12 protein-coding genes and 3 pseudogenes are annotated in these 14,374 nt (G+C 50.0%); 14 read left to right on the top strand and 1 reads right to left on the bottom strand.

Annotated elements, in window-relative coordinates; genetic code table 11:
* The 14 genes and pseudogenes from Q0236_RS00530 to Q0236_RS00465 form a co-directional block, all read left to right on the top strand.
* Positions 1–1,216: ankyrin repeat domain-containing protein (locus Q0236_RS00530; protein WP_297913750.1), on the top strand; the 1,216-nt coding region annotated here is incomplete at its 5' end.
* Between the two features lie 408 nt (positions 1,217–1,624).
* Complete coding sequence (locus Q0236_RS00525; RefSeq protein WP_297913747.1) at positions 1,625–3,325, top strand: Na+/H+ antiporter NhaC family protein; 1,701 nt, start codon at positions 1,625–1,627, stop codon at positions 3,323–3,325.
* A pseudogene (locus tag Q0236_RS00520) lies at positions 3,322–3,945 on the top strand (tRNA (uridine(54)-C5)-methyltransferase TrmA); the annotation flags it as partial. The gene Q0236_RS00525 and the pseudogene Q0236_RS00520, both read left to right, overlap by 4 nt.
* 435 nt (positions 3,946–4,380) lie before the next feature.
* Positions 4,381–4,851: pseudogene (locus Q0236_RS00515) on the top strand (methyltransferase domain-containing protein); the annotation flags it as partial.
* A gap of 101 nt (positions 4,852–4,952) precedes the next feature.
* Positions 4,953–6,164: a threonine ammonia-lyase gene (ilvA, locus tag Q0236_RS00510; RefSeq protein ID WP_005872070.1), complete on the top strand. Its 1,212-nt coding sequence runs from the start codon at positions 4,953–4,955 to the stop codon at positions 6,162–6,164.
* Positions 6,165–6,310: 146 nt separating this feature from the next.
* Positions 6,311–6,460 (top strand): hypothetical protein, encoded by a 150-nt coding sequence (locus Q0236_RS00505; protein WP_297913744.1) that lies wholly within the window; start codon positions 6,311–6,313, stop codon positions 6,458–6,460.
* Positions 6,461–6,573: 113 nt separating this feature from the next.
* The gene (locus tag Q0236_RS00500) at positions 6,574–7,287 is read left to right on the top strand and encodes a DUF4230 domain-containing protein (RefSeq protein WP_297913742.1); all 714 of its coding nucleotides are present in this window, start codon (positions 6,574–6,576) and stop codon (positions 7,285–7,287) included.
* Positions 7,288–7,740: a hypothetical protein gene (locus tag Q0236_RS00495; RefSeq protein ID WP_297913738.1), complete on the top strand. Its 453-nt coding sequence runs from the start codon at positions 7,288–7,290 to the stop codon at positions 7,738–7,740.
* Between the two features lie 680 nt (positions 7,741–8,420).
* On the top strand, positions 8,421–8,765 hold the full coding sequence (locus Q0236_RS00490) for a hypothetical protein (RefSeq protein ID WP_291936246.1): 345 nt from the start codon (positions 8,421–8,423) through the stop codon (positions 8,763–8,765).
* 194 nt (positions 8,766–8,959) lie between these two features.
* Positions 8,960–9,553, top strand: coding sequence for a sulfatase-like hydrolase/transferase (locus Q0236_RS00485; RefSeq protein ID WP_291936249.1), 594 nt, complete (start codon positions 8,960–8,962; stop codon positions 9,551–9,553).
* Between the two features lies 1 nt (position 9,554).
* Positions 9,555–9,982 (top strand): annotated as a pseudogene (locus Q0236_RS00480) (sulfatase-like hydrolase/transferase); the annotation flags it as partial.
* A 15-nt stretch (positions 9,983–9,997) separates the two neighbouring features.
* Positions 9,998–10,168, top strand: coding sequence for a hypothetical protein (locus tag Q0236_RS00475; protein ID WP_005872049.1), 171 nt, complete (start codon positions 9,998–10,000; stop codon positions 10,166–10,168).
* 499 nt (positions 10,169–10,667) lie between these two features.
* Complete coding sequence (locus tag Q0236_RS00470; RefSeq protein WP_297913733.1) at positions 10,668–12,818, top strand: autotransporter outer membrane beta-barrel domain-containing protein; 2,151 nt, start codon at positions 10,668–10,670, stop codon at positions 12,816–12,818.
* Positions 12,819–12,928: 110 nt separating this feature from the next.
* A complete protein-coding gene (locus Q0236_RS00465; RefSeq protein WP_156187200.1) occupies positions 12,929–13,078 on the top strand; it encodes a hypothetical protein in 150 nt (49 codons plus the stop codon).
* A 372-nt stretch (positions 13,079–13,450) separates the two neighbouring features.
* Here the strand turns inward: Q0236_RS00465 and Q0236_RS00460 are convergent, their stop codons facing one another.
* Positions 13,451–14,044 carry a hypothetical protein gene (locus tag Q0236_RS00460; protein WP_297913729.1) on the bottom strand — a complete coding sequence of 198 codons (594 nt, stop codon included), beginning with the start codon at positions 14,042–14,044 and terminating at the stop codon, positions 13,451–13,453.
* Between the last annotated feature and the right edge of the window lie 330 nt (positions 14,045–14,374).

Raw genomic sequence — 14,374 nt, 5'->3', positions numbered from 1 at the left:
GTTTGTTTTTTGCGGCACGCTTTTTGGCGCTTCTTGCGAGCAGATGCAGGAGGATGCGCGCGGATTTTTCGGCGCGAGTTTGAGCGATGAGGAGTTGCTGCAAAGCGATTTTGGCTGTCAAGGCTCGCTGCTTAACGCCCCTTTTTTACAAAGCTTAAGGCAGAGCGCGGCCGAGATCAGAGGCGAAAACGTCGATTGTGTCGGCAATAAAGCCCTGGTCAATGAAAAGAAGTTCGAGCGCGTGCTTGCATTTGCGGGGATGGATGGCGAGGGCTTTTTGAGCTACGCCAAAGATAAAAACCACGACGCGATCTATCAAAAATCGTTTGAAGCCTTAGAATTTTACTCCGAGCGCACGATCGGAAATTTTATAAAATATCGAAATTTCAAGCGCGAGCTCGCAGCGGCAGAGCAGGGGCTAAAAACGCACTTCGCGGCAAGCTTCGATGAGACTAGAGCGGATGAGCTTGCGGCCGCCGTGATCGCCGAGTTTGCCTCATATGCCGCAAACGATCGCGAAGTAGGCGCGCGCAGCGAGCTCGAGCTAGCGCTTAAGCAGGGCGTGAGCGCGGATGAGTTTAACGCGCTTTTATTTAGCAAAAGTTTCGCCTCGTATGAGCTTGACGATGCCCTTGATTTGGCGCTTTTGCTGGGTTATGATAAGCGCTTTATCTCCACTTTGATCGAGCAAGGCGCGCAGGTGAATGCGGGCGAAGAAAACTCGCTGTTTTACGCGATGAGCAGCATCGAAAACGCTAGGCTCATGATTTCGAAAGGCGCGCAGGTAAATTATAAAAATTCTCTGGGTCAAACGCCGATCTTTTACGCCGTAGCGATGAAAAACTACGAGCTCGTGAAGCTGCTTATCTACAACCACGCAAGCGTGAACGTAAGGCAGATAAGCAGCACCGAGATGCAGGCGCTGGCGTCTTTGGGCGGCACCGAGGATACTTGTACTTTTGCTTTTACGGGCGCGGGTGAGACTCTGCTGATGTATGCAGCGCAAAACGGCACCAAGCAGATCGTCGAGCTTCTGGTAAGATCGGGAGCCAACGAAAAGCTAAGCGACGAGGCGGGTCTAAACGTGATGGACTATGCGATTTTAGGGGGCGATGTGCAGACGCAAAGCTATCTGAAATCGATCGGTCTAAAGCCTAGCGAGAGCTTGGACGATGAGGGCTCGGACGGCGCGCCTGCAAAGCAGAATGAGCTTTAATCTAAAGCGCGGATCTGCTTTGCGGCTTTAACGATTAAATTTCGTTTGCGACGGGAGTTTAAAACAGGCGCTTGCTTTTAAATTTTAAAATTTGAGATAAAAACAGGCTCTGCGTCGCTTGCTGCGCCTTAGAATTTTAAAATTTTAAAACGGGCAAATTTTACGCCGCTTCGCTTTGAGCTTTAAATTTTAAATTTACGCGGAGCGAATTTACGCGCTTTGAATTTTAAAATTTAAGGCCTTCCGCGTGAGATCCGAATCGCCGGACTTAAAATTTAAAGCCCTTTGCCGCTTGAAAACAGATCCGCGCAAAGATGAGATCGGCAGCCGTAGCAGGCGCGAAATTTTAAAGCTTAGTCCAAACGCGGGCTAAGCTTTAAAATTTTATCAACCATATCAAGGATTAAAATGTTAAAAAATTTGCTTATCTTTACGGCGATTTTTTTGCCCGCGCTGGCGCTTGCGGACGTGGAGCCCGCCGTGCGAAACAGCGAGCTTTACGGCGTGTTGACGCTTATCCCGCCGGTTGCGGCGATCGTGCTTGCTTTTATCACCAAAGACGTGATTTTGTCGCTGTTTTTGGGCGTGCTAAGCGGGACCTTTCTCATCGGTATGGTCGATCAAAATATCGCAGCTTCGGCACTTTTCGCTTTTACCGATCTGTGCTCGCGCATGGTAAAATCGATGGCGGATACGTGGAATGCGGGTATTTTGCTTCAGGTTATGTGTATCGGTGGGCTCATCGCTTTGGTGACCAAAAGCGGCGGCACGAAAGCGCTTGCGCTCTGGCTTAGCAAACACGCCGACACTCCCGTTTTGGGTCAAATTTACACCTGGCTGATGGGTATCGTGATATTTTTCGATGATTACGCAAACGCCCTAATCGTGGGCCCTATTATGCGGCCGCTTATGGATAAATTTAAAATTTCGCGCGCGAAATTCGCCTTCATCATCGACGCTACCGCCGCGCCGATCACCGGCATCGCGGTGATCTCCACCTGGGTCGGAGTCGAAATTTCGGCGATCAAAGAGGCCTACTCACAGATCGGCATAGAAAACATAAACGCCTTTACCGTCTTTGTGGAGACGATCCCGTATAGATTTTATAATATTTTTATGATCTTTTTCGTGGTCGCCACGGCAGTGATGAGCAGGGAGTTTGGCTCGATGTATCGCGCAGAGATCGCATCTCGCGGCGGCAAGAGCGGAGCTGCGGATTTTAAAATCAAAAATTTAGAGGATCAAATTTTCGTACCCAAAGAGGGCGTCGCGCTTCGCAAGCTAAACGCGATAATCCCGCTAGGAGCGATGATCGTCCTTTCCGTTATCGGATTTTATCTCAACGGCTACAGCTCGCTGGAGGGCGAGGCTTTGGAGGCGGTCAAAGCAGCCCCTCTTAGCTTCACTTCGATCCGCACCGCATTTAGCGCAGCGGATGCCTCGGTAGTGCTGTTTCAATCCGCGCTCTTTTCGTCGATCATCGCCGTCGCTTTAGGCATCGCGCAAAAGATTTACGGCGTCAAAGAGGCGATCGAGGTCTGGGTTGGCGGCTGGAAAAGTATGCTAAATACCGTCATAATCCTGCTTTTTGCGTGGTCGCTAAGCTCTGTTATCAAAGAGCTAGGCACTTCGCGCTACTTGGTCGAGCTTCTAAGCGACGCTACGCCGCGCTTTGCTCTTGCGATCGTGATCTTCGTGCTTAGCTCGTTTATCTCATTTTCAACGGGCACGAGCTTCGGTACTATGGGTATCGTCACCCCTTTAGCCGTGCCGTTAGCGCACGCCGTGGGGCAAAAATACGGACTTAGCGGCGAGGAATTTCACGTTTTCATGTGCGTAAATATCAGCGCGGTGCTCACCGGAGCGATCTTTGGCGATCACTGCTCGCCGATTTCAGATACGACGATCCTTTCTTCGATGGGCGCAGGCTGCGATCACATCGAGCACGTAAGCACGCAGATGACCTATGCGCTGGTCGTTTGCGGCATCAGTATCGTTTGCGGCTACCTGCCTGCGGGCTTTGGGCTTAGCGTGTGGGGATGTCTGATCTTGGGTATCGCGGCTATCATTCTTTTACTGCGCACGGTTGGTAAAAGAGTGGATGTATGAATTGCGAAAGCTTCGGTAGCTGCGGCAGCTGCACGCTCGTCGAGCCCTATGAGGATCAAATTTCATACAAAAAGCAGCTGATAAGCGATAAGTTCAGAGAATTTTTTGACGGCGAGTTTGATTTTTTTGCCTCACAGCCGCAAAATTACCGTATCAGGGCGGAATTTGGCATCTGGCACGATATTTGGCATAGCGCATCTGATCTTGCCTACACGATGGGCGGCGCACGTAGCAAGAAAATTTTAATTAACGAATGCCCCAAGGTAGCACTTCCTATCGCAAATTTAATGCCGCAGCTGCTAGAGGCGCTTAGGCGGAGCGAAGCTTTAAAAGAAAGGCTCTTTGGCGTCGAGTTTATCTCGTGCGCCAGCGGGATTTTGGCGACGCTGCTTTATCACAAGCGCCTGGGCGAGCGCGAGCAGGAGGCGATTTGTGAGCTGGCGGACAAGCTTGGCATCAGGGTTATGGCTCGCGCGCGCGGACAGAAGCTGCTAAGCGGCGAGCTAAGCCTCACAGACGAGCTTTGCGTGGACGGGCGAGTTTATAAATTTCGCTTCGGCGAAAACGCCTTCATCCAGCCCAACCGCGGCGTGAACGAAAAGATGATCGCCTGGGCGAGAAGCTGCGTGGACTTCGGCAAAGATGGCGCGGGCGAGGTGTGCGCCGCGCAAAATTCTGTCGCAAAGAATTTCATAGCGGAGAATTCTGCCGCGCAAAATTCTACGGATCGAAATTTAGTTTCTGAAAATTCCACTGAATTTGACGCCGCGTGCCGAAATTCTACTCCATCAAATTCTGCGCAAGCGAGATTTAACGGCAAAAATTCCGCGAAATCTAACTGTGAGTCCGCAGGCGAGAGCTCTGCGGATAAAAATTTCACTTGTAAGGATTTGGGCGTGCAAAATTCCGCCTCGCAAAATTTGGATTGCGAAAAGCAAAGCTTGCAAAATTCAGCCTGCGAAAAACTCATCGCACAAAATTTGGATTGCGAGCAGTCTGCAGCGCAAAATTCGAGTTGCGAAAAACAAGCCGTGCGCCCAGAAAGCTCCGCCGCGCGCGATTTGCTGGAGCTGTACTGCGGGCACGGCAACTTCACCATCCCGCTTGCGGCTAAATTTAACCGCGTGCTGGCGAGCGAAATTTCAAAAAGCTCGATTGCTAACGCCCGCATAAACTGCGAGCTCAACGGCGTTTGCAATGCGCAATTCGTCCGCCTTAGCGCGGATGAGCTGATGAGCGCGTTTGCGCGCAGGCGCGAGTTTGAGCGGCTAAAGGGGATCGATATTTTCAGCTACGATTTTTCGCACGTCTTGATCGATCCGCCGCGAGCGGGGCTAGAGCCTAGCGTGATTGATTTCATAAAAAATTTTCAAAATTTGATCTACATCTCCTGTAACCCGCAGACGCTTTTTGAAAATTTACGCTCGCTTTGTGCTACGCACGAGGTGCGCAGGTTTGCGATCTTCGATCAGTTCGCGCATACGGCGCATATCGAATGCGGCGTGCTATTGCGGCGCAGGAATTAGGCGTGAGCCCAGATCTAAGCTGCGGATTTAGGCTGCGCGCGGGATAAAATTTCGCCTAAAATATGTATAATAACAAAATTTAAAATTACGAAAGGAAGTAGATGGTTGATCTAAATAAAATCATCCAAGCAAAGCGCACGATAAACGATTTCGTCTATAAAACGCCCTTTGCTCTGGCACCGAAGCTCAGCAAGCTTTACGGCGCGGAAGTGTATCTCAAAAGCGAGAACTTGCAGCGCACCGGCGCGTATAAGATCCGCGGCGCTTACAATAAAATCGCGCACCTAACGGATGAGGAGCGGGCGCATGGAGTAATAGCCGCAAGCGCGGGCAACCACGCCCAAGGCGTAGCGATGAGCGCGCAAAAATTCGGCGTGCATGCCGTGATCGTAATGCCTGAAGCCACGCCGCTACTTAAGGTAAGCGGCACGAAGGCTCTGGGCGCAGAGATCATCCTAAAGGGCGATAATTTCGACGAGGCGTATGCGTTTGCACTGGAATATGCGAAGGAGCACAATCTGACGTTCGTCCATCCCTTCAACGACGAGTTCGTACAAGCGGGCCAAGGCACGATCGCGCTTGAGATGATCGAGGAGGTCGCAGATCTTGAATACATCGTCGTTCCCGTAGGCGGTGGCGGGCTTGCGACGGGGGTTTGCAGTTGTGCCAAGCAGATCAACCCCGACATCAAAATCATCGCCGTAGCCGCTAAGGGCGCGCCCGCGATGCACGATAGCTTCGTCGCGAAAAAGCCGCTAAATTCCAAATCGGTCCGCACCATCGCCGACGGCATTGCGGTGCGAGATACGAGCGAGATCACGCTCTCTACGATCATCGAGTGCGTCGATGAGTTCGTACAGGTCGATGACGAGGAGATCGCAAGCGCGATACTCTATCTGCTCGAGCAGCAAAAAATCATCGTCGAGGGCGCGGGCGCGGCGGGCGTAGCGGCGCTGATGAACGCGAAATTTGCATTCCCTGCGGGCGCAAAGATCGGCATCATCCTAAGCGGCGGCAACATCGACGTGCAGATGCTAAACATCATCATCGAAAAGGGTCTTATTAAGTCGCACCGCAAGATGACGATCAACGTCACGCTCGTCGATAAGCCGGGCGCACTTACGGGGCTTACCGAAATTTTGCGCCGCGCCAACGCAAACATCGTCAAGATCGACTACGACCGCTTCTCGACCAATATCGAGTACGGCGACGCGCAGATCACGATCACGCTTGAGACCAAGGGTAAGGCTCATCAAGAGGACATCGCCTGGGCGCTCAAAAACGCAGGGTATGATTTCAGGGAGATTTTGTAAAATTTCGCGGGAGCTTTTGGTTTTGGTCTCGGCTTATGGCGGTTAAATTTTAAATTTGCACCAGCCTATACTATCCGCGCCGAAATACTTTGTGTGGGTATTTTAATCTTTGGTGTATTTCTCTTGGGGCGGTAAGGGAGCCCCAATTGCGAGGTCACACTTCTCGCGGAGGCGGCGCTGCCCCGCAGCACCGCATTGCTCCGCTCGCCCCCAAACCCCACCTAACCCCCGACGACGCTAGCGGTGCGAGCCTTGCGGCTCGCGTTAAATTTTATAATCGCGGCTCGCTTCTTTAAAATTTCTTTTGCGATTTTAAAATTTCTTGCTGCAAAAATCGTAAAATTTTAATTGCACTACAAATCGGCGCTGTATTTTGCTAAAATACCGATAAAATTTTAAAGGATGAAATTTGGAAAATTTTGCTTTTCTTCTAAATTTAGTGATATTTTGCATCTTGGTTTTTATGTTTTTTAAGATGCGCAAAAGCGGCGAGCAGGCTGGCAAGCCGCAGATCGCCACCGACATCACGCGGCTTAAAAGTATCGGCGAGCTGAGCGTTTTTAAAATTTACTCCAAAGAGATCGTCACGCGCAAGCAAAACGTAGGCAGCGGGCTGCTGGGCTCGCTCGTCTCGCCGCTGATGACGAAAAAGCAGATCGCCATCATCTTCGAGTTTGAGATCGAGTTCGTTTACGACCTGCTAAGCCCCGAGTTTGCGATACTGCCGCAGGGCGAGGATCGCTACGAGATCAAGATGCCGCCGTGCAAATACAAATACTCGATCAAAGATATGAAAATTTACGACGAGAAAAACGCCAAGCTGCTGCCGTTTCTGCTGCCCGATTCGCTAAACGGGCTATTCGGCGCAAGCTTTGACGAGAGCGATAAAAACCGCCTCATCGACGACGCTAAGGACGAGGTCAAACAGCTCTCGCTAAAAATTATCAACGATCTTGGCGGCAAGATCCACAAATCCGCGACCGACACGCTGGAGGCGATCGCCAAGAGCTTCGGCGCGAAGGAGGTCGGATTTATCTTCCAGGACAAGGCGCTTCAAACGATCGACATAAACTCTAGCGAGATCGCAATCGACAAGTCGCTAAAATCGCAGATCGAGAAGTAGATGGAGCTTTTTAAGGCGCTTTTTAAAATTTATTTCGCCCGCATGCTCGCGTTTATGGATGCTTGCGCGAGGGCTTGGCAGCGATTTTACGAGCCGATCAGGCTGCGCAAAGAGAAAAAGCGCCTGCGCGCGAAGGGCTATTTTACCGAGGATGCGACGTGGGCGGAGTTTTTCGCGGATTTTAAATTTTGCAAATGCTTCATCATCAAAAAAATCCTCTATCCGAACTTCTACGCGATCAAAAACTCCTCCAAATGGGAGGCGAGCTCAAAGCGAGCTAGTTTTTCGGTGGGCTCGTTTGCATACGACGAGATCGCGTGGGTGTGGGTGCCGCGAGCCTTCGACGGCGGGCGAAAAAACGATCTGGAAAAGCTAAAAGATCTGCTGCAAAAGATCCCCGCACTGCGCTACGAGCAGAGCGACACCGGGATTAAAATTTTCGGCTACGAGTAAGGTAATTCGGCCGGCGAAAATTTGGTGATGAAATTTGGTGATGAAATTTGGTGGTGCGCCCGCGCCGAGAAATTTCACGCATTCGCTGCGAAATTTCGATACGTTAGCACCTCGTACATGTACGTTTGCTCGGCGTGAAATTTGCACGCTCCGGGCTGCTGCGAAATTTCGCGCAAATACCCGCTGCATAAATTTGATGCAAAAAGCGGGCTTGCATTTTGCGCGTAAATTCTGCGCGAGCGTGCGTCTGTGCGTGGGATTTGCGCGCGGCAGTTGTTTTTGGTGCGGCGTCTTGCGGATTTAAATTTATGCGCTCAATCGCGTCGTATTTTTGATACGCGGCACGGCACGGAATTTTGCCGTTTAGGAAGCGCGCCGTGCGGCAAATTTCGCAACAGAAAATGTCGCATCAATTTCGCCGCATTCAAATTTCGGCAGGTAAAATTTGCCTTGCGGCATCGTGTCGCGCAAAAATTCGCCGATCGCGGCGCAAAAACAGACGCGCTCAATTTCGCGGTAGAGATTTCGGCGCGGCACAATTTGTAAGCGTAAAATTTACCGCCTGTTCTCATTGCGTTGGCGTGAGCCGACTTGAAGCGCGGCACAATTTGTGGATGCGAGACTGCGCCGCAGCGGTTCCAGCGATGTGGCAGATGTAAATTTAAAAATAAAGAGCAAAAATGGTTCAACTACTACTTGATAAAGCGAGGGCTCTGCTTGCGCCCGCGCCGAAATTTTATTTCGGCCTATGCGGCGCGGTGGGTGTATTTTGGCTCGTCGTCGCGCTTAATTTGATCGTTTGCGCGGCGCGGGCGTATTACTTTTACGGCGTGGAAGATCGCATATTTTCGCGGATCTTTGAGGATTTTTGCTGCATTTTGATCATAAATTTGCTCATCTTTCATCTCTGCTTCGTCGTTTTTAGAAGATTTTTCGGGCTTGCCGCTCTGTTTGTGCTAGCGATCAATACGCTTTGTGCGGCTATCTCGCTCTTTTTGGTCGTTTTTTTTCGACTCCGCTTTTAACGTCGTCGCGCTCGATGCGATAATCCACACCGACGCGAACGAAAGTAAGGAATTCGCCGCGCAATTTCTCAGCGCGGGCGTGATCTGCTCTTTGCTCGCATTCGCGACCGCGACGTTTGTCGCGCTGAAGTTTAAAAAAAAGCTCGTGCAGCGCGAGGCTGCGAGCCGCATTTAGCGTGATCTATCCGATTTGTGTGGTCATTTTTTGCATTTTTACGGCGACCAAAATCGCAAGCGGCGGCGAGCGTTATCGCGCGACGCTCGGCACATACGCTCCGCTTGAGTTCGCGTTCGTCGTAAAAGATTATCTCGGCGATGCAAATTTCCTTGCCGATCTGCAAAGCATCGAGCGTGGCTACGACGAGGCGAAGCGGGCGAATTCCGCGCTTGATTTTAACGCAACGCAGATTAAAAACGTCGTGCTGATTATCGGCGAGAGCCTGCAGCGCGGCCATATGTCGCTTTACGGATACGGCAAAGATACGACGCCTTTGCTAAACGATCTGCAGCGGCGGGGGCTGCTTATTAAATTTAGCGATACTGTTTCGTGCTACGGCGCGACCAATCCCGCGCTGATGCGGATACTTAATTTCAGCGACTACGAAAGCGAGCGCGAAAGGCCGTGGTTTGAGAGCCTTAGCATTATCGATATGTTCGCGCTGAGCGGCTTTCGCACGATGTGGATCAGCAATCAAGAAGCCTTCGGCAAATTTGCCCTTAGCGCAAAAAGTGCCGCCGATCGCGCCGAAAAAAAGCATCTTTCTTTCCACAAGCGATCAGCTCGATAGCATGCGAGTCGCGCACGACGGCGCGCTGCTGCCGATCATCAAAGAGGCGAAAAAATCGCAGCGCGAGCGAAATTTCTACGTCGTGCATCTCATGGGAAATCATATGGACTATAAAAAACGCTATCCCGAGGAATTTGATAAATTTAAAAGCGACGATATCGCCTTACCGTTTACGCAAAAGCAAAAGGTCGCCCTCGCGTGCTACGATAACAGCGTGCTGTATAATGACTACGTGGTGAATGAAATTTATCGGATGAGGACAGCCTCATCGTCTATCTCAGCGATCACGGAGAGAATATCTATGAGCAAAACGGCCTCATCGGGCACAACATCAATACCCGATTCACCTACGAAATTCCGCTGCTTTTCATCGCTTCAAAAAGCTTTATCGCCGATCATGCGGAGCTTTGGCGGCGCATAGGCGCGGCGAAGGACGAGCCTTTTATGAGCGACGATCTGGCTCACGTGCTCGCCGATATTTTAGGCATAGAGCCGCTGCAGTTTAACGTGCGCAAAAGCCCGCTGCGCGATGAATTTGACGCTTCGCGCAGGCGAATGACGAACGGGGTGGATTACGACGAAAATTTAAAAGGTAGGGGAGGATACGGGCGGTAAACGGCTCCGCGCCGAAATTTAAGGCTTTACGCGCCGTATTGCTTCCGATGCCGTCTACGATCGGGCCGGCTCGAAGCTGCACTTGATTTTGCCGCGAGCGTCAAATTTAACGCCCGTATTTTCGGCGCGAAGCGACCGTCTAACGCAATCGCGCTCGGAAATTTACCAATATCGCGGAGCATTTGCTACGAGCCCGCAGCATCAATTCGGCGTTACCGTTGCGCTGCAAATTTATGCACCGGCGTGATGCTAAATTCGTTTCTTGAGGATGGGCGATTTTTGCGATTTCACAATGTAAATTGAGCGAAATTTATTGCGTTTGTGCTTTAAATTTACGCCGCAAAACGAATATTTTTTAATGCTACTTTAAAAATTTAATAGTTAATAATTCTCTAATATTGATAGGAGTATAATAAATTTCAAATTTTAGCGTGCAAAAGCGTCGCTAAATTGAGTTCGCTTGCCGCTATTTCATCTCGCATTTATGGAGGAGTTCAAAATGCACAGTAAAACTATCGGCGCGAGTTTATCTTTGGCGCTCGCCGGCCAACTTTACGCCATACCCGTTGCGAATCCGCTTACGATCGATAAAACCACGGATTTAAATAATTACGACGTCTATGAAAAAGACGTCGACGACGGAACCCTAACGGTAAAAAATCCGACCGTCGCGCAGATAATTACGCTCGATAGCCAACCGAGCGATAATTCCCCGTTGAATAATATCATCGTAAATAGCGCCACGGCAGCCGATCAGACGCTTAAGGGAAATGCTTTGACGATGAACGGCGGTACGCTCAATAGTATAAACGTAGCTTCCTCGCAGCAGGACGGTACCGTATTTAGCGAAAATACGCTGAATCTAAACGGCGGTGAGCTCAGGAAAACGCATCTCGTTGAATCAAACTGTAGAGCTACGGCTACGAAAAATGTCTTAAATTTAAACGGCACTATGATTTATCACGGTCTTTCGGTTGTAGATATCAATGGGGGTGCGGCGAATGAAAATACGCTTAATATCAACGGTACCAAAGGCGAACGTTTAACGACTACCTTTACCGCTGCGTATCTCGGCAATAGCGGCACCGCCGATGGTAACGTTTTAAATATCAACGGCGGCACGATCGGCGATTCGTTGAGCGCTATGCGGGCCGCATTTGCATGGGGAAATAGTAAGCTTACGAACAACGTCGTAAATCTCAAAGATGCGGACGATCTTCGCGGTAGGATAGACGTTGCAAATATAATGTGGGCGCACGACGGTGCGGAAGCGAGAGATAACGTGCTTAACGTATATGTCCGCGATAAAGATTGGAGCCGATTGGATCTCTGCGTCGCATTCGGTCGGGAAAACCAAAAATTAAGCGGCAACACTTTCAACGTCTACGGCAAAAACGATACGTTTAAATCGATCGCGGGCTTTGAAAAACTCAATTTCTATCTAGCCGCGGATACCGCAAACGACGAGACGATTTTAAATTTAGTAAGCGGCGAGCTAACCGATATAAGCAAAGCGACTATCGGCGTGGGTATAGCAAACGGAGCGGATAAGCTCAAATCGGGCGATCGCGTAAATCTCATAAAAACCGCAAGCGGGATAAAATTCGGCGATATGGCTAACCGCTCCGAACAGTTAGTTCAAAGCGGGCTTTCGACTGCCTATACATTCGCCTTGCGTAGCGCTAACGACGATAAAGACCTGATCGCCGACGTAACCAAAATCACGATAAATCCCGATCCGCAGCCTCTGCCGAATTCTGATCGAATCGGAGCGAAGCTAATGGCGCAAAATAAAAATACGCTGGAAACCGGCGCTGCGGTGCTGGGCGCGATAAATCAAAGCGACGATATCCTTTCGGGAATAACGGATACCGCAGACGGAACGTTTGCGTATGCGGGAGGTTTTAATATGCGCTACAATTCCGGCTCCTATGTAGAAAACAAAGGTATCTCCGTGCTCGCAGGAGCGATGGGCCGTATTGGGGACGGCGCGAGCCTGGGAGGATACGTAGAAACGGGCGGCGGTAAATATGAGAGCTTCAATGATTTCGCCGTCAAAGGCAGCGGCGATCTCAAATACGCGGGGGCGGGCATTGTGAGCGAATTCGACTTGGCGGAAAATTTCTATGCCAAATCGGGAGCCAAAATCGGTCGCATCAAATCGGACTACGAGGCTTCTCTGGCCTCGGGAAGGGCCGAATACGACGTAACGAGAACCTACTACGGGGCAAATTTAGCCCTCGGCAAGATTTTCGAGCTGAGCGCTAATCTCAATGCGGACGTTTATGTCAAGGGCTTTTATACGCATATCGATTCTAAGAAAACGGAGGTCTTGGGCGAGGACATCAAGCTGGAGGGTATCGATTCTGTAAGAAGCAGAGCAGGCGCTCGATTTAATTTCGACGTAAGCGATAACGTGGAGCTTTTCGCGGGAGCCGCTTTCGAGCGAGAATTTAAAGGCAAGATCGGCGGCTATAATAGTACCTACGCTATGGATATTGATGCCGCGAGCGTCAAGGGCAATACCGCTATCGGCGAGATCGGCGCGAAGTATTCGAGCGGCAAGCTGGATACTTCCTTGAAACTAGAGGGTTTAAGCGGCAAGAAAGAAGGGATCAACGCGGGATTGCGCTTCGTTTATAAATTTTAAGCGGCTAAAGTATGCTCTAGCCTGCGTCGGTGCAATCAAAGGGCGGGATTGAAATTGAAATCGGAGCTTTTAAATTTAGGTATAAAATCAAATTTTTTAGCTGCATACTATTGAAAAAGATTGGGCTTGCCGAGCGCATCGTCTCGGGAGCGCAAACGACGGATAAAATTTCGTTTGGATACGAGCCGATATGCCTGCAAAAGGCGTATGCATTGAATTTGAAACGCCCGCTTTCATTATGCGCGATGAAGATATTTTAAACTCAAGGCATCGTAACGTCGCGATGTAAATCTCAATAGTCGCGTCGTAGCAAAGTTTGCAAACCTTTCGCGGCGCATTTTTCGCTACAATTTACAAAACGGCGTCAAAAAAAAGCGAGCGTCTTTGGCGCAGACGCTTGCTAGGCCCCTGCTACGCCGCGTTTGCAAACGCCGTCGCCGATACGCTCGGGCTGAGCGGCGCGCAACGAGGATTTAAAATTCCAAGCTCCGCCTTTGCAAGATGAAATTCCGCGCTTATTTCGTCGCACCGTAAATTTTAAAATGTGTGAAATTGTACCGCTTAAGCGATCGAAAAACAATCGCAATGCGGCGATTCTTAAACCTCTCGCGTAAAATCGTCGCCCTGCGCGCCTAATGCCACAGATCCTGCGAGCTCGCGGAGCTTTTCATACTAAGCCACGCAAGAAGCAGCACCGCGGGCGTCAACGGCTTTAAGATTAAATTTGCTAGCGCCATGTATTTTACGACGCTAGCCGTTATAAGCTCGGGAGCCAGCACTTGAAGCATGCCATATAGGATGTTTGCGCCGGCGCCTGCGATTAGCAGCGCGGCGTATACGGCGAAAAACCCGCATCCGGTGGCAGCGCGTAACTTAAAATTTATAACTATCCAAACGATCTTAACCGCAAGTACCAAAAACGGCTTAAATGTTAGCAATTGATCGTAATGAGATTCGCTGAATATATAAACGGCTACGTAACCCAGCAACACTAAAATCGCGATATTGTAGGTATATTTGAATATCTTAAAGACCTGAGAGCCCGTGATATTTTGGATGTTTGCAAGCGCGTAGTGAAGGAATGTGAAGGCAAGAAGCCACGCCAAGACCCGAACTATTTCCGAATACGCAGCCTCGTCGCTTAGAAAATACGTCGCGCCTGCGATCAATAGGCAGAGCGCGCCGAGCGTGCCTTGCAGCTTCGCTCTTTGAAAATCTTCGTTCATTTTATCCCTTTAAATTTTAATGCGCAGCTCGCTGCGATGCGAGCGCCGCTTTGATTATCGCCGCGCAGGCTTTAAATTTGGCCACCGCGAATGTTTTATGTCTGTCGCCATCGCTGCAAATTTTGATTTGACACCACCGTTATGAATGCTTTAATTTATCGTCGCCGCTCGCGCAATACGTTTTGAAAGGGGATTTTACGCAAATTTTGTTTAAAATGGATTTAACTTTTTAAATTTAAAAGCAGCGGCGTAGAATTTGCACTGTGCCTGAAAATTTAAACGTAGCGCGAAAGCGAATGGCAGCTAAAATCCACGAGCCGTAAAGCTAAA

The organism is uncultured Campylobacter sp. (assembly GCF_938031315.1).
In the GTDB taxonomy this organism is placed as follows: Bacteria; Campylobacterota; Campylobacteria; order Campylobacterales; family Campylobacteraceae; genus Campylobacter_B.
The sequence above is the reverse complement of the archived record's forward strand: the minus strand, read 5'-3'. Positions and strand labels throughout refer to the sequence as shown.

Coding starts and splice junctions, on each gene's coding strand:
- Q0236_RS00460 (WP_297913729.1), bottom strand. CDS start 14,044: ATGAACGAAGATTTTCAAAGAGCGAAGCTGCAAGGCACGCTCGGCGCG.
- Q0236_RS00490 (WP_291936246.1), top strand. CDS start 8,421: ATGGTTCAACTACTACTTGATAAAGCGAGGGCTCTGCTTGCGCCCGCG.
- Q0236_RS00495 (WP_297913738.1), top strand. CDS start 7,288: ATGGAGCTTTTTAAGGCGCTTTTTAAAATTTATTTCGCCCGCATGCTC.
- Q0236_RS00475 (WP_005872049.1), top strand. CDS start 9,998: ATGAGCGACGATCTGGCTCACGTGCTCGCCGATATTTTAGGCATAGAG.
- Q0236_RS00470 (WP_297913733.1), top strand. CDS start 10,668: ATGCACAGTAAAACTATCGGCGCGAGTTTATCTTTGGCGCTCGCCGGC.
- ilvA (WP_005872070.1), top strand. CDS start 4,953: ATGGTTGATCTAAATAAAATCATCCAAGCAAAGCGCACGATAAACGAT.
- Q0236_RS00525 (WP_297913747.1), top strand. CDS start 1,625: ATGTTAAAAAATTTGCTTATCTTTACGGCGATTTTTTTGCCCGCGCTG.